16 protein-coding genes and 2 pseudogenes are annotated in these 26,111 nt (G+C 69.6%); 7 read left to right on the top strand and 11 right to left on the bottom strand.

The genetic code is table 11. The features are described 5' to 3' along the window. Positions 1 to 3: 3 nt before the first annotated feature. The 3 genes from CJ177_RS00465 to CJ177_RS00475 all read right to left on the bottom strand — a co-directional run bounded on the left by CJ177_RS00465 (position 4) and on the right by CJ177_RS00475 (position 4,471). Positions 4 to 1,479 carry a dynamin family protein gene (locus CJ177_RS00465; protein WP_095867064.1) on the bottom strand — a complete coding sequence of 492 codons (1,476 nt, stop codon included), beginning with the start codon at positions 1,477 to 1,479 and terminating at the stop codon, positions 4 to 6. After that, entirely contained in the window at positions 1,476 to 3,164 is a 1,689-nt protein-coding gene (locus tag CJ177_RS00470) for an Isoniazid-inducible protein iniA (protein WP_095867065.1), read from the bottom strand. The genes CJ177_RS00465 and CJ177_RS00470 overlap by 4 nt, the downstream gene beginning before the upstream one ends. An 89-nt stretch (positions 3,165 to 3,253) precedes the next feature. Then, positions 3,254 to 4,471: a hypothetical protein gene (locus CJ177_RS00475; protein WP_095867066.1), complete on the bottom strand. Its 1,218-nt coding sequence runs from the start codon at positions 4,469 to 4,471 to the stop codon at positions 3,254 to 3,256. Positions 4,472 to 4,720: 249 nt separating this feature from the next. Between CJ177_RS00475 and CJ177_RS00480 the strand changes: the two genes are divergently transcribed. Beyond that, on the top strand, positions 4,721 to 6,190 hold the full coding sequence (locus CJ177_RS00480) for an Hsp70 family protein (protein WP_095867067.1): 1,470 nt from the start codon (positions 4,721 to 4,723) through the stop codon (positions 6,188 to 6,190). Position 6,191: 1 nt separating this feature from the next. Here CJ177_RS00480 and CJ177_RS00485 read toward each other — a convergent pair whose 3' ends face one another. Both CJ177_RS00485 and CJ177_RS00490 read right to left on the bottom strand, forming a co-directional pair. Next, positions 6,192 to 6,536, bottom strand: coding sequence for a hypothetical protein (locus CJ177_RS00485; protein ID WP_257014321.1), 345 nt, complete (start codon positions 6,534 to 6,536; stop codon positions 6,192 to 6,194). A 94-nt stretch (positions 6,537 to 6,630) separates the two neighbouring features. Further along, positions 6,631 to 9,846, bottom strand: coding sequence for a (Fe-S)-binding protein (locus tag CJ177_RS00490; protein WP_095867069.1), 3,216 nt, complete (start codon positions 9,844 to 9,846; stop codon positions 6,631 to 6,633). Positions 9,847 to 10,466: 620 nt separating this feature from the next. On the opposite strand from CJ177_RS00490, the gene CJ177_RS00495 reads away from it, so the two are divergent. The 4 genes from CJ177_RS00495 (at position 10,467) to CJ177_RS48055 (ending at position 13,507) form a co-directional block, all read left to right on the top strand. Next, entirely contained in the window at positions 10,467 to 10,913 is a 447-nt protein-coding gene (locus tag CJ177_RS00495; protein ID WP_043794138.1) for a hypothetical protein, read from the top strand. Positions 10,914 to 11,208: 295 nt separating this feature from the next. Continuing rightward, positions 11,209 to 11,895: a hypothetical protein gene (locus tag CJ177_RS00500; protein ID WP_005238282.1), complete on the top strand. Its 687-nt coding sequence runs from the start codon at positions 11,209 to 11,211 to the stop codon at positions 11,893 to 11,895. 173 nt (positions 11,896 to 12,068) lie between these two features. After that, positions 12,069 to 12,809, top strand: a complete 741-nt coding sequence (locus CJ177_RS00505; RefSeq protein WP_061045340.1) for a hypothetical protein — start codon at positions 12,069 to 12,071, stop codon at positions 12,807 to 12,809. Beyond that, a complete protein-coding gene (locus CJ177_RS48055) occupies positions 12,806 to 13,507 on the top strand; it encodes a hypothetical protein (protein ID WP_095867070.1) in 702 nt (233 codons plus the stop codon). The genes CJ177_RS00505 and CJ177_RS48055 overlap by 4 nt, the downstream gene beginning before the upstream one ends. Positions 13,508 to 13,608: 101 nt before the next feature. On the opposite strand, the pseudogene CJ177_RS49300 reads toward CJ177_RS48055, so the two are convergent. Beyond that, positions 13,609 to 13,920 (bottom strand): annotated as a pseudogene (locus CJ177_RS49300) (TetR/AcrR family transcriptional regulator C-terminal domain-containing protein); the annotation flags it as partial. Between the two features lie 70 nt (positions 13,921 to 13,990). Between CJ177_RS49300 and CJ177_RS00515 the strand changes: the two are divergent. Continuing rightward, positions 13,991 to 14,266 (top strand): annotated as a pseudogene (locus CJ177_RS00515) (NADPH-dependent FMN reductase); the annotation flags it as partial. Positions 14,267 to 14,333: 67 nt separating this feature from the next. Here the strand turns inward: CJ177_RS00515 and CJ177_RS00520 are convergent. The 5 genes from CJ177_RS00520 to CJ177_RS00540 form a co-directional block, all read right to left on the bottom strand. After that, complete coding sequence (locus tag CJ177_RS00520; protein ID WP_025432061.1) at positions 14,334 to 15,644, bottom strand: S1 family peptidase; 1,311 nt, start codon at positions 15,642 to 15,644, stop codon at positions 14,334 to 14,336. Positions 15,645 to 15,883: 239 nt separating this feature from the next. Further along, positions 15,884 to 17,203 carry a S1 family peptidase gene (locus tag CJ177_RS00525; RefSeq protein WP_005238294.1) on the bottom strand — a complete coding sequence of 440 codons (1,320 nt, stop codon included), beginning with the start codon at positions 17,201 to 17,203 and terminating at the stop codon, positions 15,884 to 15,886. A gap of 112 nt (positions 17,204 to 17,315) precedes the next feature. Then, on the bottom strand, positions 17,316 to 18,491 hold the full coding sequence (locus tag CJ177_RS00530; RefSeq protein WP_095867071.1) for a hypothetical protein: 1,176 nt from the start codon (positions 18,489 to 18,491) through the stop codon (positions 17,316 to 17,318). A gap of 151 nt (positions 18,492 to 18,642) precedes the next feature. After that, the gene (locus CJ177_RS00535) at positions 18,643 to 20,586 is read right to left on the bottom strand and encodes a LuxR C-terminal-related transcriptional regulator (RefSeq protein WP_095867072.1); all 1,944 of its coding nucleotides are present in this window, start codon (positions 20,584 to 20,586) and stop codon (positions 18,643 to 18,645) included. Between the two features lie 7 nt (positions 20,587 to 20,593). Then, complete coding sequence (locus tag CJ177_RS00540; RefSeq protein WP_095867073.1) at positions 20,594 to 22,420, bottom strand: Hsp70 family protein; 1,827 nt, start codon at positions 22,418 to 22,420, stop codon at positions 20,594 to 20,596. Positions 22,421 to 22,777: 357 nt separating this feature from the next. Here CJ177_RS00540 and CJ177_RS00545 point away from each other — a divergent pair, with 357 nt between their 5' ends. Then, entirely contained in the window at positions 22,778 to 26,101 is a 3,324-nt protein-coding gene (locus CJ177_RS00545; RefSeq protein WP_095867074.1) for an IniB N-terminal domain-containing protein, read from the top strand. Positions 26,102 to 26,111: the final 10 nt, after the last annotated feature.

The following is a 26,111-nucleotide window of genomic DNA, read 5'->3' on the forward strand; positions in this document are numbered from 1 at the left end:
AGGTCAGGCGAGTCGCCCGACGCTGAGCGTCAGCGCGCCGAGCATGGCCTCGCAGGACCGCGCCGCACACGCACACGCCTGAACCGTCGCGGTGTCGATGGCCGGGCGTCCCGCCTGGGACCGCCAGAACCGCAGGGCCGTCAGCGCGACGCGCGAGATCTGCTCCGGGGCGGCGTCGGCGGGCATGCCGAGGCGGATGTGCGGCGACATGCCCTCGCCGCCGAGCACCCGCTCGAGGAGCACGACATCCGCGTCCCGCAACTGCAGACCGCCGGTGCGCAGCCCCGACAACACCCGTAACTCACGGAACACATGGGTGTCCGCGAGCAGCCGATCGGCCGCTCTGCTCAGGCTGCGGCTCGCCGACGACGGTGTCCGGGCCAGCACGGCCTTCAGCGATCTGAGCGCCGAGTGTGCCTTCAGTTCGGTGCTGCGCTGACCGAACTGCAGATGCAGTGTGCGGCGAAGGTCCTCGAGACCACTGTGCGCCGTCAGCTCACGGGCCAGTGCCGGGGCGTCGGTCGCGCCCGCGCGAATCAGCCTGACCGCGAACCGGATACCGAACAGACCGAAACAGTCGAGAAGGTCGCGTCGTTGCCGGGGCGACAGCACGAGATCGGCGTCCTCGGCGGTGAACCGTCTGACCGAACGCAGCGCGGACTCGAGTGCGCTGTCCGGAACCGCAGCGAGGACGGCGAGGTCGTCGAACTCGGTCTGACGCAGCGTGCGGCCGCGGAGCGCGAGAAGACCCGACACGGGGAGCAGGCTCCGTTGCACCCGGCGACCCGCGTCGTCCGCGGCGGCCCGGGCCGCATCGAGGGTGCGTTCGCGACCGCCCTTCACCTCGTCGGCCCGCGACAGCACACCGACGATGCCGAGCGGACCGGCGGCCGTGCCGACCCGGGTCTGCAACTGGTCGAGCAACCGCACGTCCGCCCCGTCGGTACCTCGGGTCAGGTAGACGACGGCGTCGACGTCGCATGGCCTGTCCTCGGGAAGGAGCAGCGCCCTGGTGCGCGCCGACACGTCCCGCGAGTTCGACGACGTTCCGGGAGTGTCGACGAGCGTGAACTCGCCGAGCAGCGCCGACGGCCACCCCACCTGCAGCCGCTCCACCCGATCCGCGGTCACCGTCCCCAGATCCAGCGAGAGCCTGCCCTCGTCCCGGTGCACGGGCAGTCGCGTCCGGCGTCCGGCATCGTGGGTGAGATCGATCCGTGGCGTGGCGGACTGCTCGAACCACGTGACCACCCGGGTGCACTCGGTGGCGTCGGTGGGCGCGATCTCCTCACCGACGAGGGCGTTGAGCAGCGTCGACTTCCCGGCCTTCAGTGTGCCGGTGAGGGCCACGCGGAGCGGCTCCTCGAGGCGTGCGCTGCAGTGCCGGAGTTCCTCGACGGTGGCGGGGTCGCTGCGCAGTTCGTGCCGGGCGGCATCGATCAGCTGGCGGGTCTGCGAACCCAGGCGAGTGACGCTCATGCCGCCACCTGCCCCGCGAATCCGACGGCCTGCGTTCGGATCTGCCGCAGCGTGTCGAGCTCCGTGCGGATCTGCGACGACCGCGTCGCACGGTGGTCGTCGTGCATCTTCGACGTGTCCGTCGCCGCGCGGAGCGAATCGTCGACGGATCGGAGCATCTCGTTGGCGAGGTCGGTGAAATGGTCGCGCAGGACGCGCTGCACCTCGCGCAGCCGCTGCTTCGACTCCTTGCCCACCTGGAAGATCACGTCGTCCATCAACCTCGACACCGCCACCTTCGCCTCCGCCTGTCTGCGGGCGGTACGCGCCTTCCGATCCTCGCGATACGTGTTGGCGCCGAGCAGAACTCCCGCGCCGATCGAGAAGGGATTCACCAGTGCCAGGCCTGCGAGGCTCGTGACGAGGCCGACCATCAGCACGCCACCGTACGACCCGCGCATGCTGGAGAGGACGCGCTGTGTGAAACCCTGCGCGCTCTCGAGGGATTCGAGGGTGTTGACGGGTTCGAGCACATGATCTACGTTGTCGATGCGCAGCGCGGGAACCGGGACCTTGCCGTCCTCGGCGAAACGCTGTGCGACCGAGAGTGCGAGGGCCTGCGAACGGGTGTGGGCCATCACGAAGTTGTCCCGCACACACGTCGCGATCTCGCCGTCGAGCCAGGAACCGAACTCCTGCCATCGCGGTGCCGGGTCGGACTTGCCGATGTCCTCCTCCGCCGCGCGGATGACGGTGCGCAGACGATGACGCAGGTCGTGCTCGATGTCCGTCATCAACTCGATCGCGCCGTCGGCCAGCGTGTACTGCCAGTTCGCGGATCGCTGCCGGAGCTGATCGGCCGCCGCACGGGCTCGGGTCATCTGTTCGAGCAGTGTGGCGCCACGCTGAGGATCGCGCAGCGCATCCAGTTCGGCGCTCAGCGACAACGACAGATGGTCGGTGACGGTGCGAACATCGGCGATCACCGAATTGCGGAGCACGACATCCGCTTGTGCGACGACCTGATTGCGCAGATAGTCGACCAGCTGTGGGATGCCGGATTCGACGTCGAGTGCGTCGTCGCCGGCCTCGCGGGCGTCCGCGTGCATCAGTGCGGACACCGGCAGCAGCGGCAGAGGTAGGTCCGCATTCTGCAGGTGGGTGCGGTTGGCCTTCTGGATGTCTGCCCACTGCGGATAGAAATCGATCTTGTTGACGACGCAGATCACCACCGGGCACAGCTTGTGCACCTGCGTGAGCAGAGCGATCTCGGGTTCGGTGTATTCCTGGCTCGCATCGGAGACGAACAGCACCGCGTCGGCAGTGGGGACGAGTGCGAGGGTGTCTGCGGCACGGGCGGGGGCGTGACCGGAGAATCCGGGCGCGTCGACCAGCACCACCGGCCCGTACTCGACGACCACCGGCTCGTGCCGGGACTGCGCCGTCGCCGACACGTCCGCGTCGACGAGCGCACCTGCCACCGAACTGACACCCTTGTCGGTCAGGCCGAGCACCACGACCCGCGTCCGCGGATCCGCGAGACGAGCCTCGGTGTGCGACAGCCGGGTCAGGAGATCTCCGCGACCCGCAGTTCGGGTGAGTGCCGCGAGCCGCGCCAGCAGCGCCGCCATCGACGCGGTGGTCTCGGCAGGAAGATTCGGGCGCGAAGGGGTGGTGACGGCTGGGGATTCGGGGGTGGCGTTCATGATCTCCGCAAGAGTGGGTGACGGACGTTCGGGAGAGGGAAGTGGCGGGCCCGCGTGCAGGGGAGTCGGGCGGGCCCGCCACGTCGAGGTCAGAACACGTGCTGGTCGACGGTCGTCGCAGTCAGGCTCTGATCGTGGGTGTCGACAGTGGTACCGGAATCGGCCGTCAACCCCGACGAGTGGCTCGTCGCGCTCGTCGCGTCGAGTGACGTGCCGGTGTCGAGCGCGGTGCTCGAGTCGTACGCGGTGGCGGAGTCGTACGAGGTCGCCGTGTCGAAGGTCGGCGCGGCGTCGGTCGTACTCGTGAGGTCGGTCGTGGTGGTGTCCGTTGTCGTGGTGTCGTTGCCGAGACCCGTGTTCGAGGTCGTGTGATCCGCCGACGAAAGATCGCTGGTCGCCGCGGTGCTGGTGACGGCCGTGGACGGGGTGGTCTCCTGGGACTGGCCGTGGTCCGCGGCCGGCGCCGTTGCCGCCGTGGTGGTCGCCTCCGGTGTGTGGGTCGCGGTGGACGATGCTGTCGTCGTCTCGGATCGGCCGAGATCCGCGGTGGGCGCCGTCGCGTTCTGCGTGGCGGAGTCGGACGCAGTCGCCGCTTCTCGCGTGCCCTCGTCGGCAGAGATCGATGTGGCATCCGAATTCCGCGTATTCTGCTGATCCGCAACCTGATTCTGATTCTGCGCGGACGTCGCCGACACGGAAGTCGGTTCCGCGTTGGTCTGCCGAATCGTCGTGTCGAGGGGCTGCGACGTCACCCTCTCATCGGAGTGTGTCGACACCGGGGTCGTCGTGATCGGCTGCGTCGCGACCGGGCTGCTCTGAGTGAACGCGGGCTGGGTTGCGGAAGCGCCGGCCTGGTTCATCGGCGACTCGCCGCGGCCGCTGTTTCCGAATGAAGTCGACGGGCCGGCCTGTGCGGTCTCGTGGCCCGCTCCCGCGGCCCCAGCATTGTGGGCGTCGATGCGTCCGTCGTGGTCAGAGGCGGCGGTGCTGTTGAGGTGGGTTTGGTCGGCGGTGTCGTGGCCGGCGTTCTCGGACCCGCGATCGCTGTTGTCGCGGGGTGAATCGTGGCGGGACTCGTCGGCCGGCTGCGAATTCTGCTGCGGCGCACCATGCTGAGAAGATTCTCCGCCGGTGGGGCTCGCAGGGTGGAGGTCGCGCAGGAGCCCGTCGAGTCCGTTGCGCAGAAGGTCCGCCGCGTGGGGTGCGCCGCCCAGGTCGGGCTGCGGTGCCTGCACGTCGATTGTGGTGTGCGGGCCGGGGACGTCGTGATCGAGGACGGCCGATGGGTGGATTTCGCTTCTCGTCATGAGTGCTCCTTCATCTCGGGTTTGCCCCTTCGAGGCGACTGCCGACGACGTTATGGGCCGTTCCTGGGAAGACCATGGGAGGACGCTGCACCTTCCCTAGGGGCGCGCGAAGCCACGTACACAGGAACATCGCAGGAAGCACACAGCGGTCGGCACAGGAAGGCGGTCTAGCGTTTCGATCGGCGGGAAAGGCACCTGCTGTCACCACGGAACGGAGATCACGACATGCGGACATCGATGGGGATCAGTATGGGTTCCGACTCGTTCGTGTCCGCACAGATGCACGGTGAATGGCCGACGCACCAGGCGGACGACGGATTCACGGTGGTGCGGCACTCGGCCGAACTCGCGCTGTCGTCGAGCAGCGCACCCACCCTCGGCCCGCACCGCAGCGGACCGCTTCCGCAGGGCAGCATCGTGTTTCGTGACTTCATCGACAGGGTCGGCGATCCCGTTCCGGTGATCGGCGACGACGGGACCCGGACCCCGGCCGTGCAGCTGGTGACCACCGCGCTCGACTGCCTCATTCGTGGCCGCACCCCGGTGCCCGGCCATGTGGTGGTCGCGGCTCCCGCAGCCTGGTCGGGATACGCCGTCGAGGAACTCGAGGACGAGATCCGACGATGGGGCCTCTTGCGGAATCGCACCCTCACGGTGATCCCCGAAACCAGTGCGGCACTGACATGGATCTCCCGGGTCGAGAAACTCGACGAATTCTCGACACTGCTGCTGTGCGACGTCGGAGCCCATTCCCTCGACCTGACCCTGGCCACGAGGCGCGGCGCTGATTTCGGTGTGGTCCGATCGACGCGGAGCACCGACTTCAGCGGAGACCACGCAGACCGGCTGCTGATGGGACATGTGGTCGCGCTCGTCCAGAACGCGAACCCGGACTTCGACGTCGACGATCCTGCCCACCGCGGCGCGCTGACCGAACTCGCCGCCCGCTGCCGGAGTGCAAAAGAGCGGTTGTCGCAGGACACCTCTGCCGTGGTGACCGTCGCGCTTCCCGATATCCGACGTCAGATACGCGTCATGCGTTCCGAATTCGAGGATGTCATCCGCGGATCACTCACCCGGGCCGCGAACACGGTGGCACGTGAACTCGAACGCCTCGACGAGACCGGCACCCCAGTCGACGCCGTCGTCCTCCTCGGCGGCGGAGCGGCGGTCCCGCTCGTGACGGAGCTGCTCTCGACGGCCGTGAACGTCCCACTCGTCGTCTCATCCGAGCCGGCGACGGCGTCCGCCCGCGGCGCGGCGGTCATCGCCGAACGGGCATCGCTCGGACAATCGGGTTCCCGGGTGATGTCGGCACCGGGACCGTGGGTGAAACCACCGGCGGCGCCACGACCGATCGTGGCGGCAGCGTGGTCGCGCGTGCTGCCCCCGTCCGCATCGGCCGAGGCGCCGACCCGACGCGTCGCGCCGACCAGTGTGCCGGTGAGGAAGACACAGAAGTCCGGTATCCGGGGATGGATGGTTGCGGCAAGCGCCGCCGCGCTCGTCCTCCTCGGCGCGGGAGCGGCGGCAACCCAACTGGTCGGCCGGGACGACACGCCCTCGGCAACGACCACCACAACCTCGTCCGCCGACGAGACTGCGCAGGACGACACTTCACAGGACGGCACCGTGCAGGAGTACACCGTGCAGAACCCGGCACCCGCCCAGCCGATGGGCGGCGGAACGCCGGGCCGCGGCGGCGCCGGACCACGGTAGGTCAGACCTCGGTGAGAGCGCCAGCCGACAGTGAGGCGTAGATGAGCATGAACACGAACAACATCCAGCCCGCTCCCTGCCAGACCTGCCACCGGCCACCGGCCCGCCACACCCGGTAGGTCTGCACGAAAGCTCCGACCCCGCCCACGAGCAGCAACGCGGGTGGGCCGAAGACAAGGACGTACTTTTCTCCGCCGGCACACTCCATCATCGACTCGGCGCAGTCACCGGACCCGATCGACATCCACGCGACCGAGAGGAGCGCAACGACCACTGCACCGCCCATGACCGCCACCGTGTACATGGCGGCGCGGCGAAAAGTGAGATCGGCGCCCGAAGTCATCATGTCGGAGGTTACGCCGTGCGCAGCGCGGGCCGTCACGGAAAACAGCAGCGCCCCCACCGTGATCGGTGGGGGCGCTGCTGTTCACTGCTGTCGGCTAGCTCTTCCGGCCAGGTGCCTTCGCGCCTGCCTTGAAACCGAGTCCGCCAGGCTTGGCCGGCGGCGGAGCCTTCACCGTTTCCGGTGCCTTGCCGTTGGATCCGTCGCCGTTCGACTCCTCGACCTTCGGAGCCGCGGTCTCGGTTGCCTCGGCCTTCGGTGCTTCAGCTGCGGGAGCCTCGGCCGCGGGCGCTTCGGCCTTCGGAGCTGCGGCCTTGGGGGCCGCGGCCTTGCGGGCTCCGGGAGCCTTGGCGCCGCTCTTGAAACCGAGCCCACCGGCCTTCGCCACCGGGGGAGCCTTCGGCGCCTCGGCAGCGGGGGCCTCGGAAGCGGAGGACGTGTCGGCAACCTGCGGTTCGGCAGCCTGGGGTTCGGCGACTGCCGGCTCGGCGGGAGCGTCCGCGGGAGCGGCCTTCGCGCCGGGAGCCTTCGCCTTGCCCTTCATCTGCAGACCCTTGCCCGGTGCCTTGGCGCCGGACGCGAGTCCGAGTCCCTTCGGCTTCGCCGCGGGGGCGTCCTGAGCAGGGGTTTCCGCTGCGGGAGCCTCGGTCGCCGGTGCATCGGCAGCCGGAGCGGCGGCCTTCGCGCCGGGAGCCTTGGCGGCACCCTTCATCTGCAGACCCTTGCCGCCCGGTGCCTTCGCGCCGCCGGCGAGTCCGAGGCCCTTGGGCTTGGGTGCCTCCGCTGCAGGCGCCTCCGTACCGGCAGCCTCGGCCGGAGCGGGAGCAGCCTTCTTGGCGCCGGGTGCCTTCGCACCGCCTGCCATGCCGAGCCCCTTGCCGGGTGCCTTGGCGCCGGGAGCCTTCGCCCCGGGTGCCTTGGCCAGGCCCTTCATCGCCAGGCCCTTGCCTGCGGGAGCTTCCGTGGCGGCCGGCGTTGCGGCGGCCTCCTCGACCTCCTCGACGCGCTCCTTCTCCACCACCTCGGCCTTGGCCTCGGCTGCTGCGGGTGCGGCCGGCTCGGCCGGCTTCTCGCGGGGGATGACCTTGATGTTCTCGCTCAGCTTCTCGGGCTCGAGCCGCGTGATGGACGAGAGCATCAGCTGGGCGACGTCGACGACCTCGACACCCTCGCCCTGACCGGACTCCTGGCGAGCCGTGACACCGTCGGTGAGCATGACGCGGCAGAACGGGCAGCCGGTCGCGATCTTCTTCGGATCCGTGCTGAGCGCCTCGTCGACCCGGTCGATGTTGATGCGCTTGCCGATGTTCTCTTCCATCCACATGCGGGCACCACCGGCACCACAGCACATGGACCGTTCGCCGTGACGGGGCATTTCCTTCAGCTTCGCGCCGGAGGCTTCCATCAACTCGCGGGGTGCGTCGTAGACCTTGTTGTGGCGGCCGAGGAAGCAGGGGTCGTGGTAGGTGACGTCCTCACCGACGGACGCGACCGGAATCAGCTTCTTCTGGCGGACCAGGCGGTTGAGCAGCTGAGTGTGGTGAACCACCTCGTACTCGCCGCCGACCTCCGGGTACTCGTTGCCGAGCGCGTTGAAGCAGTGCGCGCAGGTGACGACGATCTTGCGCTTGCGCTGCTCGACGCCGTCGAAGACCGAGTTCAGCAACTCGATATTCTGCATGGCGAGCTGCTGGAACAGGAATTCGTTACCCGCGCGGCGAGCGGAGTCACCGGTACACGTCTCGTCGGCGCCGAGCACCATGAACTTCACGCCGGCGGTGGCGAGCAGCTCGGCGACGGCCTTGGTGGTCTTCTTGGCACGGTCCTCGTAGGCGCCGGCGCAGCCGACCCAGAAGAGGTACTCGTAGTCCTCGAAGCTGTCTGCATCCTGGCCGAACACCGGGATCTCGAAGTCCATCTCATTGATCCAGTTGAGACGGTCCTTGGAGTTCTGACCCCAGGGGTTGCCCTTGTTCTCGAGGTTCTTGAACAGGCCGGCCAGCTCGGAGGGGAACTCCGACTCGATCAGCACCTGGTAGCGGCGCATGTCGATGATGTGGTCGACGTGCTCGATGTCGACGGGGCACTGCTCGACACACGCGCCACAGTTGGTGCAGCTCCACAGCGTCTCGGCGTCGATGACCGGAGCCAGCTCGCCTTCGACGGTGTCGCCGACCAGCTTGCGCTCGGCCTCCTGGCGTGCAGCCTCGGGGATCGCGGCCAGCTTGGCCTCGTCCACGGCGCCGTCACCGTTCACCAGGCCTACCTCGTCGCCGCCCATGTCCTTGCGGCCACCGGCCAGCAGGTACGGGGCCTTCGCATATCCGTGGTCGCGCAGCGACGTGATCAGCAGCTTCGGCGACAGCGGCTTGCCGGTGTTCCACGCGGGGCACTGCGACTGGCAGCGACCGCACTCGGTGCAGGTGGTGAAGTCCAGCCAGCCCTTCCAGGAGAAGTCCTCGATGTTGCCGGCGCCGAACGTGTCGGTATCCGGATCGGCGTCCTCCATGTTGATGGGCTTGCCACCCGACATCATGGGCTTGGCCGCACCGAGGGCGACGTCGCCGTCGTCCTCACGCTTGAAGTAGATGTTCGCGAACGCCGCGAAGCGGTGCCAGGCGACACCCCAGGTGATGTTGCGGCCGACGACGTAGAGCCAGATCATGCCCGACATCAGCTTGACGAAGGCGAAGAACGCGACCATGTTCGGGCTCGCGGGCAGCAGTTTCGCAAGGTTCATCGTGAAGAAGTCGGTCCACGGGTTGGCGTGGCCGTAGGTGGCGATCTTGCCGGCCTTCACGAAGATCATGCCCAGGCCCTCGATGAGGACGACGGCCTCGACGAAGTACGCGGCCTTGAAGTCGGAACCACTGAAACGGGACAGCCGGGCGGGCACGCGGGGGTGGTTGAGCTGGCGGATCACGATCAGTGTGGTGATACCGATGACCGTGCCGAGACCCAGGATCTCGTCGATGAAGTGGTAGACGGCGGTGTTGCCGACCAGCGGCCAGTGGAACGCCGGGTCGAACGTCTGCCCGTACGCCTCGAACCACACGATGGCTCCGAGCATGAAGCCGACCATGACCAGCCAGTGAGCCCAGCCGACGGTGCGGAACTTGCTCATGCGGGTGTGCGCGATGAACTCGACGCACATCTGCTTGAAGCGCGGGAAGAAGGGGCGCCATCGGTCCGGGGCCGACTGGCCGATCCGGACGACGTTGACCATCTTCAATGCGCCAGTGATGAAGGAGAACCAACATACGAGGCTCAGCAGCACGCCGATGGTGCCCAACGTGATCGTCAGGGCATTCATGTCGCGGCCTTTCGTTTCAGGGCGGCAGGGCGGCCACCTCGGGACTGCTCGTGATCCTAACGCTTGCTAAGTTACCCGCTAGTAACTTATTTAGTCTACCTGCGGGTAACTTACCGGTGTTCGGCGGGATCTCTGCAGCTCGGGCGCCGATAGGGCATGTGGTGCATGCCACAATCGGACTTTCTGTTCGTCACGTTAAAGGGTCGAAATTGCGGCGCTCACCCAAGGTTGCCCTAACTTCGGCCGAAGGCCGCCGGAGGCCGTCCGAGCGGCTTCGTGAGAGGGCTTCAGGGGTCGTTTTCGTCACGAATTCGACGCGGTTGCATTGCGGCCGGATAACGATGGGCAAATATTCCGCGCACGCACGTCCGTCCTGTCGATAACCACGCCGAGTGACGTAATTCATCTCGTGTAATTCGCGCGAATTACACCCGTTCGATTTGCTACCGATCGGTAACTTGCGGGCGCGATGAATTTTTCGTCAATGAACATTTCGGCCGTGATTCCGCTGTTACTCTGAGCGTGTTTTCCGGCCCTGGCCAGCGGCCGCACGGGGGGGCCGTGCAGTGCACTTCGATCACACCAGTACTTCGTCGGGACGCTCCTGAAATGAGGCATCAATGATCGTGAGAAAAGCTGCAGTGACGGCAGGCATGGCGGTGGCCGCCATGGGTCTTGCTGCCGGAGTGTCGCATGCGGGGCCAGTGGCAGCACCCGCTCCTGCGGCGCCTGTTCCGGCAACGGCGGCGCCCGCGGTTCCTTCGCTGCCGTTCCACGACGTCGCGTCCCGCGAGGAGAATGACAGGGCGTTCGGCCAGTTCGGTGCGCAGGTCGGCATCGCCGTCACGGTCGGAAGCCTGGTCGGAACGATTGCGGGGGCCGGAATCGGCTGTATCGCAACACTTCCCGCTGGCTGCGTCGCCGGACTGGTGACTGGGGCCGGGATCGGCGGGGTCGTCGGAACCATCGTCGCCGGTGGTCCCACTCTCGGTGTCAGTGCGTACCAGTTGTGGGAGACGTACAACGCCGCTCCGGGGACGTCGATCTACGCGGACAGAGACGAGTAGAGAGCGCCTCGCCTCGGCGCCCGGCCCTGTCGTGTCCCGCACGGCGGGGCCGAGTCGTGCGTGGGGGCCGCCGGGAAGAAACCGACCGGTTCCCCGCTTTGTGTAGGAATAACTACATCCCTGGCTGGTGCCATTCTTGGAATTCGATCCCGCTGCCGTTCTGAGCGCAATTTTTCATAACCCTTCGCAGACTATTTCGCGAGCGCCTTTTCTCGAGGCGAGACTCAATTGGGATCTGTCACAGCCGCAAGTTACTGTTTAGCAACGGATGGGGTTGAAATCTTAAGGGGATGGAATGAAGTTGCGTCGTTTCGTTACGACTTCGGCACTTTTGGTGGGTGTGCTCGCGACCGGGTCCGGGGTGGCGGTCGCGGAACCCGTCGCCGAGCCCGGCACCGAAATCGGATACGAGTCCCACATCGAGGACCGCACGGTCGTGACCACGATCGACGCCGGCGCCTTCGCGCTCGCATCGGACGGGAAGTCCGTCGCGATCAAGGATGCGGGTGGGGCAACTGTCGTTTCCCTCCCGCTTGCGTACCGGTTCGACGGATTGCAGTTCCCGTTCGAGGAAGAGATCACCGAAGACGGAAAGACCCTGCGCCTGACGCCGAGCGTCGACAAGGCCGAGGCGACGCCGATCTCGCCCGAGGATCGGATCACGCCCATCGCGCTGCACGACGTGGCGTCGATCGACGAGAACACCAGGGCCCAGTCGGCGTTCCAGCAGCAGCTCGGCATCGCGATGACGGTCGGCAGTCTCGGCGGCACCATCGTGGGCGGAATCCTGGGATTCGCCGTCGGCTGCGTGGTCGGGACGCCGGTCGCGGTCTTCGGATGCCTGCCGTTCGGCGTGACGGGCGCGGGAATCGGTGCCCTTCTCGGCACGATCGTGGTGGGCGGCCCCACGCTTGCCATCGCCGGTATCGACCTGATCAACACGCTGAACGCACCGCCCGGCACCACGAAGTGGGTGAAGTAGCTGCACCCGGCAGTACCTCAGACGCCGCCCGCCTCCCTTCGGAGGCGGGCGGTTCGTCGTTGTGCGGCCTCGCGGAAGTGAACCTCGTCACACCCGCGGAGGCGACCTGCCTGGTTAGCCCATGCTTAGGCTAACCTTCGTCCGTCACAGCGCTGCTCTCGAAACGGATCTCGATGAACCTCCGACGGTTTACTGCCACCTCCATGCTCGTCGTCGCGGCGATGGGCGTCGGAGCGGCCACGTCATACGCGGATCCGGCCGCCGCACCCCAGCCGGGTGCGGAACAGGGCATCCCGAACATCAACTACCAGACCGCTCGCGACGGTGACGCCGCTGTGGCCACCCTCGACGCCGGCGCCTTCTCGATCAACGCCGCGAACGACACCGTCGACGTGGTCGACGACGGCGGCCGCGTCGTCGCCTCCATTCCCACGTTCTTCCGGGTCGACGACCTGCAGCATCCCTTCGCCGTGGCGGTCGACGAGTCCGCTCGCGTCCTGCGACTCGTCCCGAACATGGATCCGTCGGCCGCGACCCCCGTCCCCGTGTCGGAACGCCTCACCCTCGACGGCGTCGCCGCACCGCAGGACAAACAGGAACGCGACGACCGCGCACTCGACGACTTCCAGCAGCAACTCGGGATCACGAGCGCGATCACCGCGATCGTCGCTGCCATCATCGGCGGGGCGATCGGCTGCGCGATCGGCGTCATCCCCGGAACGGCTGCGCTGGTGATTCCGTTCCTGGGCCTCGCGGGGCCGGTGGCTGGGTGCATCGGAGGTGCGCTGATCGTCGCGCCCGTCGTCGCGCTCGCCGGCACCATTGTCGTCGGCGGCGGCGCCTTGGTCGTTCTGGGCATTCAGTACTTCAACACCATCAACAGCCCGTTCGTCGCACCGGAACCCACGGCATGAGCGGCCGGTTCGCGCGGAACCTGCGGGCCGTCACCGGAGCAGCGTTCCTCGTCGTCGCGGCCCTCGGGATCTCCGCCGGGACCGCACACACAGCTCCACTGACGCAGCAGGATTCGTCCGACATCGGCTACGAGGCGCACGCCGAGGGGGAGTCCGTCGTCACGTCGATCGACGCGGGCGCCTTCCGGATCACCGGCACCAGGGAAGCGATCGAGGTGGTGGACGACAGCGGCAAGGTGGTGGCCGCACTGCCGCTCACGATTCGGGTCGGCGACGCCGTCTATCCGATCGACGCCGACCTCGACGGGCCGACGGTGACGCTCACCCCGCAGGTTCCCGCCGACGTCGCGTCGTCCCTGAAATCGGTTGCGCAGGACGGATTCGACACTCAGGAAGAACGTGACGACTCGGCGCTCGCCGACTTCAACAGCTACCTCGGTTACGCGACTCTGATCGGCGGCCTGATCTTCGGTGTGATCTTCGGCGCCGTGGGTCTCGCGGTCGGGTGCGGCCTGTTCGCCGTGACCGTGATCGGCACGCCGGTCGGGTGCCTCGGCGGGCTGCTGGCGGGATTCGCCGCCGGCGGGCTGGCCGGAACCATCTTCGTGGGCGGCGCCGCACTGGTGATCCTCGGAATCCAGTACCTCGTCACCATCAACACGCCGTTCGTCCCGCCCGCGCCCGAGCCCACCGCCTGATCAGTTCCCGCGCCCACGGTAGCCGTCGAGGAAGGCCGCGACCCCGTCGGTGAGATGGCCGACACCTCGTCGGCGCCGAGGGGAATGGCGCCGTGGAACGTGCGTTCGGAGATCTCCGCCCCCACCAACAGTGCGAAATGGTGTGCGGCCCTGCGTGGATCGCCGACACGGAGAAGGCCGGAGGCGTCCAGTCGCGCGAACGCGTCCGCCAGTGCGTGCTGGACGCGGCGCGGTCCGGCCTCCTGCCAGGCGTCGAGCGCGGCCTGCGGGAAGTGGGCCGCCTCCGCGTTGATCTGCCGCACCATGGCGAAGTGGTCCGCGAAGTCCCGGGTCGGGATCGTGACCCACTCACGACCGAGTGCGACGAGGTCCGACTCGAGGTCGTTCACCTCGCCGAGGTGCCGGTCGATCATGTCCGTCTGACTGTCGGCCACCCGCGTCGCGCTGTCCTCGATCACGGCGAAGAACAGCTGTACCTTGCCGTCGAAGTGGTCCAAGCCCGTCGGCTTCGTGTCGTACGGCGGGATGGGCGTCGGACTCCGTGCGGTCGAACAGCTGCGGTTGGTGTTCGCGGAACTCCACGCGTTCACGGTCCGCGACAGTGTCAGCTTTCACGGTGCGTGGGCGGTGTTCGACGAGCACGGGGAGCCGCTCGACCCGGCAGTCAGGTCGAGTGCGGTCAAGAACATGCTCGACCAGATCGAATGGTGGGGCACCACCCTGCGGGATGCCCGGGCGGTCCGGCCCTACGCGGCCTGAATGCGCGACCGACGACAGCGGCCCGCATCCCGAAAGGGAAGCGGGCCGCTGTCGCAGGTGGAGTGCGTTACGAGGTGCGCACGCGCAGACCCGGGTTCTCGGCCAGCACCTCGTTGATCGGGGTGGCGAACAACTCGGGGCTCTCGCCGAGAACGAACGTGACGACGTCCGCGACCTGGCAGATCGGGTACTGCCCGACGTTGGAGGCGCTCGAAATTCCGAGTGCCAGCGTGCCGGTCACGATCGTGCCGCCGCTGTCGCCCTGCAGGGCGCACATGCTCGTCGAGAAGCTGTCGGCCAGCGTGCGTTCACCGACCGAGACGGTCTGCGCGACGGACGTGACGACACCGCAGGTGAAACCGGTGGTCAGACCCGACTTGCACACCGGGGCGCCGACAATCGGGTCGGCCGTACCGGTGATGGCGACCGGCGCTGCGCCGGGAACCCGGACGCCGTTGTTCTCGAACCGGTGCGCGGCGTTGTCGTCGGCCCGGATGATCGAGTAGTCGTGGATGTCCAGGCTGGTCTTGGCGAAGGTGCCGATCCGCGGACCGGTGCCACCCGGGACCAGGGAGAACGCCTCCGACGCCTCCGAGGTGCCGGCAGCGTCCCGGTTGGGGTCGCAGTGTCCTGCCGTGATGTTCACCGGACCGCCCGAGCTGTCGGTGCCGTTGAAACCGAGCGAGCAGCGCAGTCCGACTCCGCCGCCGAGCGAGCCGTACGCGTCGCCGCCCAGCAGGGCGTCGGCGGGGAGCGGTTCGGCGATGGGGGTGAGGTCGGTGGACGGCAGCGGAGCGGCCGTGGCAGGCGACTGCACGACGCGTGCGCCCTTCAGGAAGTCCGGAAGCTGCAACCCGCCCACGTTGTCCGCACGGAGCACGAGATCGTTGTTCACGATGTCGATTGCCACGCCGCGAACGAGATCCGCGACGGCAGGCGGCTGGGTGTCCAGCCACCCGTCGAGCGACTTCACCTGCGCCTGCAGGCTGCTCTCGCTCTGGGCCACATCCTTCACCTGGAAGCCGGCCTTCTCGGCCGCGGCGACGGCGGCGTCCTTGTCCGCACCGTCGGCCAGCCCGACGATCGGGGTGCCGGCATTGTCGAGCCACGTTCCGGCGAACGCATCCGGGAACTGGGTGCGGGCGATCTTCGCGAACTCGGCCAGCTTCTGGCCCAGCTCGGAGTGCTCCAGGTACTGGTCCGGGCTCAGCGACAGATCACGCTGGATAGCGTCGATCAGTTCCGCGGGAAGCTTGGCGGCCTGGTCGGACACTCCGGGCTCGACCGGATCGGCCTGAGCGGAGGCGGCGACCGGGCCGAGGAGCAGCAGCGCGGCGGAGCCGAACACGGCGGCACGACGTGCGATGGAGCTTCGCATGGGGGCCTTTCTGATGTTTGTTTGTTCGCAGTTGCCTCGCGGGCGCATACGAATACGACCCCCCGACAGGTAAGGCCGTACACAGTCGGAGTCGACTATATGGGTTCGCCCCGTCTATTCCCACCTGTAACACTCTCGGTGGACGACGCAGCAGGACAAAGCGGACACCACGCCGGAATACACCTGTGCCCGGTGTCCGAGAGCAACGGACACCGGGCACAGGGTGGAGCGGTGGAGAACTAGTCGGAGATGGTGCGCACGCGCATCCCGGATCCGATCGTGTCCACGATGTCCGCGACCGGGATACCCAGGCTGGCGGTGCCACCCTCCGGTGCCAGCACCAGATTCGCCTCCGTGCAGTTGGGGGCGCCACTGGCGTTGGAACCACTGGTGATACCCAGCGCGAGGGTTCCGGTGACGATGGCGCCGCCGCTGTCACCCGCGAGAGTGCAGGCCGTGCCGGCGAAACCGTTGACCACACGGCTCGAACCGTCGGCGACGAACAGCTGCGTCTCGACGTGATCGGCCGCCACCACGCCACACGTGAACGACGACGTCTGACCCGACTTGCAGATCGGGGCGCCGACGACGGGCCGGGCGGTGCCGGTGATCTCCAGCGTGGTGCCGTTCGCACCGCGAACCGCGGGACGGTCCAAACCGGCCTTGACGCCTGCCTCATTGAGCTTGATCACCGAGTAGTCCAGCTTGTCGGCCGGGTTGCCCACCGACGACTTCGAGAACGCGCCGATCTGCTGGCTGTCGTCGACGTTCTGGTGGTTGGGGAGGAACACCGGCGACGGCTGACCCTCGGCGGGGTTGCAGTGTCCGGCGCTGATGTTCACGGCCTGGCCGCTGTCGTCCACGGCGTTGAAACCCAGCGAGCAGACGGAGATCTCCGAGATCGGCGTCTTCGGCAGCTCACCCGCGGTGGTGATGTAGGTGTCACCGGCGAGGGGACCTCGCTCCACCGGACCGCCGCCGCCGGGGCTCAGCATGACCTTGACGTTGGCGAGCAGCGTCGGCAGGTTCAGCGCCTGGCCGATGGGGCTGTTGACGACGTCGATGACGACGCGGTTCTCGAGGACGTCGATCGACGCGGAGTTGACCTGGGAAGCCACGTCCTTCGGCAGTCCCGCGATCCAGCCGTTCACGTCGGAGAGGGTCTTCTCCAGGCCGTTCGCGGACACGGGCGCAATACGGGTGTCGTACCCGGCCTTGGCTGCGGCATCGGCGGCCTCGTCCGTGGTGACCGCGACGACGGGCTGACCGTCGAGACCGATCCAGGCCCCGGCGAAGTCGTCGGGATGCTGCTCCCGGAAGTCCTCGGCGTAACTGCCCAGCTCCTGTGCCTTCGCGGCGCGGTCGAGGTACTCCTGCGGGCTGATCTTCAGGTCGCGGGTGATGGCCTCGACGAGTTCGGCCGGCAACTTGTCGGCGCTCAGCTGAGTGGTGTCGGGCTGCGTAACAGGGTCGGCCTGGGCGGCAGTGGAAAACGGAAAGAGAAGAAGCATTGCCGAGGCGCCTACAACAGCGGCGCGGTGCGCCAGCACGTTACGCATGAAATCCCTTCTGCACGGAATCCGTTCACTGAGGATTCCTTCTGGGGTGGGTATCAGCGCCCCACCTTAAGCTACGGACGGGTCGGCCCGTCGGGGAGGTGTGACCGAAGCCTCACTGACCTGGACTTTTCAGAGCGGGCTTCGCGGGCGTGGTCGTGGTGGTGATCGCGGCCGCGGGTTCCTTCATCGTCGTCGTCGTCGTGGTGGTTGTTGTTGTCGTTGTGGTGGTGGTGGTGGTCTCCGGCGTCGTCGTGGTCGTCGCGGCGGTCGTGGTCGTAGTGGTCTTCGGGACCGTGGTGATCGAGGGGAGGGTGATGACCGGCGTCGTCGAGGGCGGAGGCGGCGGCACGAACACGGATGTCGTCTCCACCGGTGCAGGCGGGGGAGCGACCGGGACCGGGGCTTCAACCTCGGTCGTCACGGCCACCTCCTGCGTGCTCGCCGTCGGGAAGACCGCGGGTGGAGCCTGCGTGGGTCGTGCGCTGGACGTCGTCACCGACGCGGTCTGGGCGTCCTGGATCGTCGGGACCGCGGTGCTGCCGTCGCCGGTGAGCGCGAACGCGAGCGCCCCACCTGCCACCACCAGTGCGGCCGCGGCGACACCGGCGATGATCAGCGGCCGACGGTTCGTGCGCTTGGCGGGTGGCGTCGGTGTACTCGTGGGAGCGGACGCCTCGGTCTCGGCGGGCGGATACGCGTCGGCGGCAGCGGCCGCGGCCGCGGGCACCGCCGTCACGGCGGAGTACGCGGTGTGCATCGGGGCCTCGACGATCGGAATCGACTCGGTGTCGGCGCTCGTGTCCTCGTCGGTCAGTGCCAGCCCGGCCGCCAGCAGTGCCGCGCCGTGGGCCGGGGATTCCGGTGAGGCGGCGAGCGCCACCGACTCCGGGATGAGTGTCGCCTCGCCCAGACCCATGTAGTCGAGGGATTCGCGCAGCTTCGTGACGATCTCCGGCGCCCAGTCCGACGGATGGGTCGCGGTGACCTTCACCGTCCCCGACAGACCGTCTGCGGCCTCCCGGAACAGGCAGAACATCGCCGTCGCGACGAGGTCCTCGGCGCGGGTCAGCGAACCCGCGTACTCGATGCCCGCGGGCTCACCGACGCGGGTGAGGAAGTCGCGGACGGCGCCGGTCGATTCCGTGCCGGGGTCGCCGAGTTGAACCGTGCCGTCCGGGGCCGTGAACAGGACGGACGGGTGTTCGATCGTCCTCACATCGGTTCCGGAAGCGGTCACCACCGCTGTGGAAACCGAATCGCCGACGGTGAGTCCGACTCCGGTGGTCATGAAAGATCCTTACTGGCACAGTTCGAGGGAGTGCGTCATCGCACCATGCACAGTGTGTCGCCTGCCGCAGTCGAATGGTTACACGGGGCTGCTGCGCCTTCGGCGCCCGTGAGTACTTATCAACCACCCGCGGTTGATAAGTACTCACGGGTCAGGAGTCGGCGGAATACCCGTGGCCCATCGCACGCAGCATCGACAGCAGCTCCGACCGCGACCCGGCGCCCAGCCGCCGCCGGATCCGGGCCACATGGTGCTCGATCGTCTTGGCGGAGATGTAGAGGCGTGACCCGATCTCCCGGTACGTCAGCCCCTGGACGAGCAGTTCGGCCACCTCGGCCTCGCGGTCGGTGAGCGATCCCGGCGTGCTCGGGCTCGACACGACCGCGGAGTCGGTGCCGTTGCCCGCGGACGTCGGCTGTCGCAGGGCCCTCGCGACCTGCAGGAGCGTGGTCGCAACCTTCGTGTCGGACGCGCGCAGTGCTGCTTCACCCGCGAGGCGCGCGCCGTCCCACGGCAGGCCGATCCGGTCGAGGGTGCGGGCCGCGTCCTCGACGGATGCGGCGTCGATGTCGCCCTGCAGCACGCGTAGCCAGGCGCGACCGGCGGTAGCGAGCCCGGACGCGTACGTGCTGACCTTGGCGGCCTCGCCGAGCGCGCGGGCGTGGGGCATCAGGTCTGCGGGGCATTCGGCGAGGATCGAGGCCTGCACGCCGTACCAGTGCAGCGCCGATCCCCACATCGCCGGCTCGCCGAGCGTCCGCAGCAACGACTGCGCGTCCTCGACGAGGTGAGTGATCCGGGCGGGTTCGCCGACCCGGATCGACGTCAGCCACAGTTCGCCGAGCGGCAGCAGGCTCAGCAGGTCCACCGAGTACTCGGCGAGCACGCCCTGCGCGCCCGCCCAGGCCTGCAGCAGTGCCGCGTTGTCGCCGGTGCGCCGGGCCAGCCCGACCCGCAGGCCGTGGACGAACAGCAGATTGCGCTGCCGCATCGACGCGGCGTCGAGCACGTCGAGCCGGGACTGCGCCGCGGCGAGGTCGCCGCGGACCATGGACGTCCAAGCGGTGAGCAGCTGATGCCGGTTCGCGGTGACACAGCCGGGCCGTTCGGTTTCCCGTGCCCGGGCGAGGACGGCGTCCGCGTGGGCGAGTTCGCCGCAGTGGAGCGCGGCGAGGGCGGTGATCGCGGCGGGGGAGTCGGGAAGCACCCGTGGCCGGGACGCGCGACCGGGCAGCGACAGCGCACGCGTCAGTGAGTTCAGTGCCGCGTTGGCGGACGCGGTCACCGACTGGACGAGTCCGGTCGCGACGAGGGCGGCGCCGGCGGTGGCGGCGGTGGGGGGTGCGCCCGCGCTCGTGGCGAGGGCGGCTTCGGCGTCGTCGAGTCGCCCCGCGACCACCAGGACGGAGGCGGCGAGGGAGGCGTCGGCGCCGGCCCGGTCCGCCCCGAGCCAGGCGTACAGTTCGGCGCTGCGATCGATCATGCCGCAGAACGCGGCGCCGGCGGCCGAAATCCTGACCGCCGCAGCGAGTTCCGCATCGTCGACGGTGCCGGACCGTTCGAGGACCGAATCGGCCAGCCCGACCGCGGTATCGAGGTCGCCGTTCAGGGCGCAGGCCTCGGCGTATGCGACGACTGCGGTGTCGCCGAGCCTGCCGGCCCGGCCGGCTTCGGCGTACAGCGCGACGGCGGTGGCCGGTTCGGCGAGTTCGGCCTGGGCGCAGAGAAATTGGCTCAGTTCGTCGCTCGGTGTGCCGGTCGCGGCGACCGCGCGGGCGACGGGCAGCGTGAGTGTTCCGCCGTCGACGTGATGGGTGAGCAGGCGGCGAGCGAGCGTGGTCAGCCGGTTTTCACCGAGCGTTGTCGTGAGATGCGTGTGGTCTGCGAGAACCAGCGCGTCCCGTTCGTCGACCCAGCCGTCCGCGCGGAGCGCGTCGACAGCGGCGCGGGCACGGTCGGGTTCGATGTCGAGTACTCGGGCGACCACGGTTTCGTCGAGGTCGCTGCCGAGCAGAACCAGTGCGAGAGCGGACAGTTGCGGGCCGTCGAGCTCCGCGAGTTCCGTGGGAGGAAACGGTGAGGGCAGCGTGGACACCGGCGCCCTATCCGCCGTTGCCGAGGACGCCGGGCACCAGGCCGGTGACGCCGCCGACGACGCCGCCGACCGTGTCGCCCACTCCGTTGACGGTGTCACCCACCGCGCCGGCTCCGCCGACGATGGTGTTGGCGATCGCGGCGCCGCCGTCGGTCTGGGGAACGCTCGGGGCCGGAGCGGGGGCCGGTGCGGGTGCGGGAGCAGGGGCCGGTGCGGGTGCGGGTACTTCGGCCGCGGGAGCCGGTGCGGTACCGGGCGCTGCGGCAACCGGTGCGGCGACGGCCGGTGCCACGGTGCCGGGTGGGACGGTGCCGGGTGCGGCGACCGGGGTGGCGACGCCGGCGGCGGTGCCGGGGACACCGGTCGCGGCGGCGATGCCCGCCGCCTCGGTGCCGGGAGTGGTGGCGCCCGTCGCGGCGGCCTCGGCCGGAACACCGGACGTGGATGCCGCGCCCGCCGACGTGCTCGACGACTGCGAGGTGGTGGAACCCGAGCTGGACGACGACGGTGCGATGTCGAGGGCGGTGCCGAGCGACAGCCCACCCGCGGCGAGCAGGGCGATGGCCGCGGCGGAGGCGGTGATGATCCCGGCCTTCTTCTTCCGCGACATGCCGGCGGCGGGCTCGGTGAGGGTCGGTGCGGGGGTGCGGGTGGCGAGGACGACGGTCTCGGCGTCCGGCTCGACGGTCTCGGCGGCGGCGGGCGCTGCCGTCACCGGTGCCGCGGTGGGCACGACGACCGGCATCCGCGCGACGGTCGGGGCGGCGGCGCGTCCCGCCTCGTTGTCGGCGGCGAGGAGGGCTGCGCCCATGGCCGCGGTATGGCCCGGACGTTCGGCCGCGACGACGGGTACCCGCAGTTCCGCCGACAGGAGTTCGGCGACCAGCGGGATGGCGGCGCTGCCGCCGGTGAGCACCACCTGGGTGACGTCGCTGGATTCGAGGCCGGCGGCGTGGATGCTCTCGCGCACCAGCGTCACCGATTCCTGCAGGGACTCGCGGATCAGGTCTTCGAGTTCCGAGCGCACGAGCCGCACGTCGGTGGAGATGCCGGGCAGCTCGATGCCGATCGTGGCCTCGGTGTCGGAGGACAGGGCCTCCTTCGCCGCGGTGCAGCGGGTCCGCAGCCGGGTCAGGGCGGCGACCGTGTCGGGGGCGAACGGGTCGATGTCGCCGAACTCCTCGGCGACGTTGCCGAGGACGTACTGCATGGTGGCGTGGTCGAAGTGGGCGCCACCGAAGTCCTCGGACCGCACCGGCTTGCCGAGGACGCCGGTCTCCGTGCCGTGTGCGTCCGAACGGAAGAGGGTGATGTCGAGCGAGGTGCCGCCGAGGTCGTAGATGACGGTCAACGCGTCGCCGAGGGTGCCGCGGGTCCGTTCGAGCCACGTCATCACGGCTTGCGCCTCCGACACCAGGGTGGCGTCCGCGACGCCGGCCTGTTCGAGCGCGTCGGCGAGGACACCGACGGTGTACGGCGGCCAGACGGTCGGGTGGGCGACGACGGTGGTCGGGAGGCCGTGCCGACCCGACGCGGCCTGGTGCACGATGCAGCTCACGGCAGTGGCCACCAGGTCTTCACCGGAGTAGGTCGAACCGTCGTCGGTGAGGATCCCGACCGGGTCGCCCACGCGGTTCGCGAAGTCGGACACCGTTACCGCGTCCGGTTCGCTCGTGTCGTCGCCGAGGACGGGTGCGCGGTCGGGGGAGAGGTGGAGAACACTGGCGCGGGACAGGACGGTGAGGTCGGCGGCATCCGTCACGCTCGCCCCGTCCGTGTCGACGGCGGCCACCGTATTGACCGATCCGACACCGATGCCGAGCGCTGCAGCCATGTTCCACTCCTGTGGTCCGGGCGGGCGTCACGCCGCCTGCGTCAGGCGGACGGTGCCGCCGTCGTATGTAACGGCCGATGCCGTCGTGGTCACTCGAATTGTCGCGGGTGGCGGCCGTTTCGTTACGCGATGCCGCTGGTCGACGGCAGTTACGGGGCCGATCCCCTAATGGCCCCCTATCCCCTAACGGGGAGGACCCGACCCCCGATGGGAGATCCCCGATACCGGGGTCCCCGAGTAGGGGGCGCCGCCCCGTTGGGAAGGGGCCCGCCGATCCATAACGTGTATTTCACTCGCCGTCACAGCAGTTGTGGTGGCCACCCGAACTCCCCGAACCTCGACTACAGGAGAGCTGCCATGGCTACCAACGCCGTCCTCGACTTCATCCTCGGACTTCTTCGCGACGAGCAGGCTGCGGCGGCCTACTGCGCCAACCCGACCGAGGCGCTGTGCGCCGCCGGCTTGCAGGGTGTGAGCCACGCGGACATCGTCTCCGTCGCTCCGCTGGTCGCGGAGTCGGGACTGTTCGCAGGCGGCGGGGCCGACCTGGCCGCGATCGTCAATGCCGGTGCCGACGTCGCCGGTGACGTCGCGGGCGGTGTCGGCGCAGGTGTCGGTGGCGGCCTGGGCGGCGGCCTCGGTCTCGGCGGCGGTCTCGGCGGTGCGGTCGGTATCGGTGCCGGCGCAGGCCTCGGTCTCGGTGCCGGACTGGGCGGCGACTTCGACTTCGCCGCGGAACTGGCTGCCGGCCTGAGCGCAGCGCTCGGTGCGGCCCTGGAGATCGGCGGCGAGATCGGTGCGGAGCTCGGCGCCGCGCTGGGTGCGGCCCTCGACGCGGCACTCTCCCTCACCGGCGGCCTCGATCTCGGCGGCGCCCTCGACATCGGTGCCGCGATCAGCGGAGCCCTCGGAGGTGCCCTCGGACTGGGCGCCGACCTGACCGCGCAGCTCGCCACCACCCTCACCGCGGCGATCACGGCCCTGCCGGTGGTCGACGTGGCCGGTGGTCTCACCGGGATCCTCGCCCCCGCACTGTCGATCGGCGGCGACCTGGGCGCCGAGCTGGGTGCGGCTCTCGGTGCCGCCCTCGGAAGCGTCGTCGACCTCGGTGGCAGCCTGGACGGTGACATCCTCGCCGGACTCGGTGGCGGCCTCGACCTCGGTGCTGTGCTCGGAACGACCCTCGGCGGCGTGCTCGGTGTCGACGCCGGTCTCGGCGGCGCGCTGGGCGGTGCCCTCGACGCGGCGATCGGTGCCGGTGGCGGACTGGGCGCGACCCTCGAAGGCCTGCTCGGCGGTGAACTGCTCGGTGACGTTGCCGGCTCGCTCGGCGGAGTCCTCGGCACCGACCTCGGCGGAATCCTCGGTGGCGCTCTCGGCGGCGTCCTCGGTGCGGGCGGTGACCTCAGCGCAGACCTCGGTGGCGCACTCGGCGCGACCCTCGGTTCGATCGCGGACCTGGGCGGCGGACTGGACCTCGACGCGATCCTCGGTGCGGGCGGCAGCCTCGGCGGTGCGCTGAGCGGGCTGCTCGGCGGTGAACTCGGAGTCGGCGGCGACCTCACGGCGGGCCTGGGTACCGCGCTGGACGCCGTTCTCGGTGCCGGTGGGGGACTCGACCTCGGCGCCGTTCTCGGTGCCGACGGCGACCTCGGTGGCGCGCTGAGCGGCATCCTCGGCGGTGTCCTCGGCGCGGGCGGTGACGTCAGCGGCGATCTCGGTGGAGCCCTGGGTGGTCTGCTCGGCGGCGCCCTCGATCTGGAGGGTGGCCTCGGCGGCGCCCTGTCCGGCGCACTCGACAGCGGACTGGGACTGGACGCCGCACTCGGCACGGTCCTGGGCGGAGCCCTCGGCCTGGACGGCGGCCTGGCCGCGGAACTGGGCAGCACCCTCGACGCCGTGCTCGGCGCGGGCGGCGTGACGGACATCGACCTGGGTGGTCTGCTGGACGGCGGACTGGACCTCGGGCTGGGCGCCGACCTCGGTCTCGGCGGAGAACTGACGTCGGAGCTGACGACGGCGCTGAGCGGGGCCCTCGGGTTGGGCGGCGAGGCAGGCGCGAACCTGGGCACGGTCCTGGGTGGCGCTCTGGAGAGCGGCCTCGGGCTGGGCGGCGTCCTCGACACCGGTGCCGATCTGGGAACCACCATCAGCGGTGCGCTCGGCGGGGTGCTCGGAGTCGACGGTGACGCCACCGCCGGTCTGGGTGCGGCGCTCGACGCGGTGCTCGGCGCGGACGGCGGAGTCGACCTCGGCGGCGTGACCGACCTGGGCGGCCTGCTCGGCGGTGCGTTCGGTGTCGGTGGCGGTGCGGGCGCAGACCTCGGCGCGGCCCTCGGCGGAGTGCTCGGCGGTGCGCTGGAAACCGGCGGCGCCCTCGACCTGGACAGCGTTCTCGGCGCGGAGGGAAGCATCGGCAGCACGCTGGGCACCGCTCTCGGCGGCGTCCTCGGAGCCGACGGCGACCTCAGCGCGACCCTCGGTTCCGCACTGGAGACGGCTCTGGAGGCCGGTGGCGGGCTCGATCTCGACTCCGCTCTGGACGCCGACCTCGGACTCGGCGCCGCAGCCGGCGTGGGCGGCGCCCTGGAAGGCGCGCTCGACGCGGGCACCGATCTCGCGGGTGGCCTGACGGGCGGCATCGACGGCGCGCTCGGCGGACTGCTCGACGTGGGCAGTGACGTCACGGGCAACGTGGGCGGCGCGGTCGGCGGCGGCGTGGCGGGCGGCGCGGACGCGGCGGCCGGCATCGGTGCCGGTGTCGCGGCGGGTGTCGGTGCGGTTGCCGACGCCGGAGCGGACCTGGGCGGAAGCCTCGGAACCAACCTGGTCGGCGGACTGGACACGGCCGGTGGCCTGGGAGCCGGTCTGACCAGCGGCCTCACCGGTGGTCTGGGTGGAATCTTCGAAACCGGTGCGGGCCTCGGCTCGGCACTGACCGGCAGCGTCGGCGGTGCCGTCGACGCGGTGGGCGAGGCCGGCGCCTCGGTCGGCGCGGTCGCCGACGCCGGTGCGAGCGTGGACGCGAATCTCGGTGGCGCCCTGGACACGGCGGCCGACCTGGGCGGCACGGTCGGTGGCGCCCTCGACACGGCCGCGAACGTCGGCGGAAGCCTCGGCGGCACCGTGGATGCCGCTGCCGGAATCGGCGGCGACGTGGCCGGTGGAATCGAAGGCGGCCTGGACAGCGCGGTCGACGCCACTGCCGGTCTGACCGGTGGCCTGGATGCCACCACCGACGCGGTCGCCGACCTCGGCGCCGGATTGTCCGGTGGCGTGGGTGGCCTCGGATCGCTCGGCACCTCTGTCGGAGGCGCACTCGACGGTGCGGTCGGCGGAGCGGTCGACGGTGGAGCCGCAGTGGGCGGAGCCATCGACGGCGGAGCGTCGGCCGGCAGTTCCGCCGACGCGGACGCGACCACGGACGGTTCGGCCGACCTCGGTGCGGTCGGCGGGGTCGTGGCCGACACCACCGGTTCGATCGCAGGCGGCCTGGGGTCCACCCTGGGCGGTGCCGTCGACACCGGAGCCGACACCTGGTCGTCGATCGACGCGGACAACGCGTTCGGCGCCGACTCGGGCCTGCACGCGGACACCGACGGCTCGCTGTTCGGCGACACCGACTCCTCGGCGGCCACGACGCACGACGTCACGGACGTGGTCGATCACCTCGAGCCGTGATGAGACGGCG

It is taken from the genome of Rhodococcus sp. ACPA1 (assembly GCF_002300195.1).
Classification (GTDB): domain Bacteria; phylum Actinomycetota; class Actinomycetes; order Mycobacteriales; family Mycobacteriaceae; genus Rhodococcus_F; species Rhodococcus_F opacus.

Excerpts from the sequence above, each read along its gene's own strand:
- CJ177_RS00525 (WP_005238294.1), bottom strand. The coding sequence starts at position 17,203 with ATGCGTAACGTGCTGGCGCACCGCGCCGCTGTTGTAGGCGCCTCGGCA.
- CJ177_RS00545 (WP_095867074.1), top strand. The coding sequence starts at position 22,778 with ATGGCTACCAACGCCGTCCTCGACTTCATCCTCGGACTTCTTCGCGAC.
- CJ177_RS00475 (WP_095867066.1), bottom strand. The coding sequence starts at position 4,471 with ATGACGAGAAGCGAAATCCACCCATCGGCCGTCCTCGATCACGACGTC.
- CJ177_RS48055 (WP_095867070.1), top strand. The coding sequence starts at position 12,806 with ATGAGCGGCCGGTTCGCGCGGAACCTGCGGGCCGTCACCGGAGCAGCG.
- CJ177_RS00465 (WP_095867064.1), bottom strand. The coding sequence starts at position 1,479 with ATGAGCGTCACTCGCCTGGGTTCGCAGACCCGCCAGCTGATCGATGCC.
- CJ177_RS00520 (WP_025432061.1), bottom strand. The coding sequence starts at position 15,644 with ATGCGAAGCTCCATCGCACGTCGTGCCGCCGTGTTCGGCTCCGCCGCG.
- CJ177_RS00470 (WP_095867065.1), bottom strand. The coding sequence starts at position 3,164 with ATGAACGCCACCCCCGAATCCCCAGCCGTCACCACCCCTTCGCGCCCG.
- CJ177_RS00505 (WP_061045340.1), top strand. The coding sequence starts at position 12,069 with ATGAACCTCCGACGGTTTACTGCCACCTCCATGCTCGTCGTCGCGGCG.
- CJ177_RS00530 (WP_095867071.1), bottom strand. The coding sequence starts at position 18,491 with ATGACCACCGGAGTCGGACTCACCGTCGGCGATTCGGTTTCCACAGCG.
- CJ177_RS00495 (WP_043794138.1), top strand. The coding sequence starts at position 10,467 with ATGATCGTGAGAAAAGCTGCAGTGACGGCAGGCATGGCGGTGGCCGCC.
- CJ177_RS00540 (WP_095867073.1), bottom strand. The coding sequence starts at position 22,420 with ATGGCTGCAGCGCTCGGCATCGGTGTCGGATCGGTCAATACGGTGGCC.
- CJ177_RS00480 (WP_095867067.1), top strand. The coding sequence starts at position 4,721 with ATGGGTTCCGACTCGTTCGTGTCCGCACAGATGCACGGTGAATGGCCG.
- CJ177_RS00485 (WP_257014321.1), bottom strand. The coding sequence starts at position 6,536 with ATGATGACTTCGGGCGCCGATCTCACTTTTCGCCGCGCCGCCATGTAC.
- CJ177_RS00490 (WP_095867069.1), bottom strand. The coding sequence starts at position 9,846 with ATGAATGCCCTGACGATCACGTTGGGCACCATCGGCGTGCTGCTGAGC.
- CJ177_RS00500 (WP_005238282.1), top strand. The coding sequence starts at position 11,209 with ATGAAGTTGCGTCGTTTCGTTACGACTTCGGCACTTTTGGTGGGTGTG.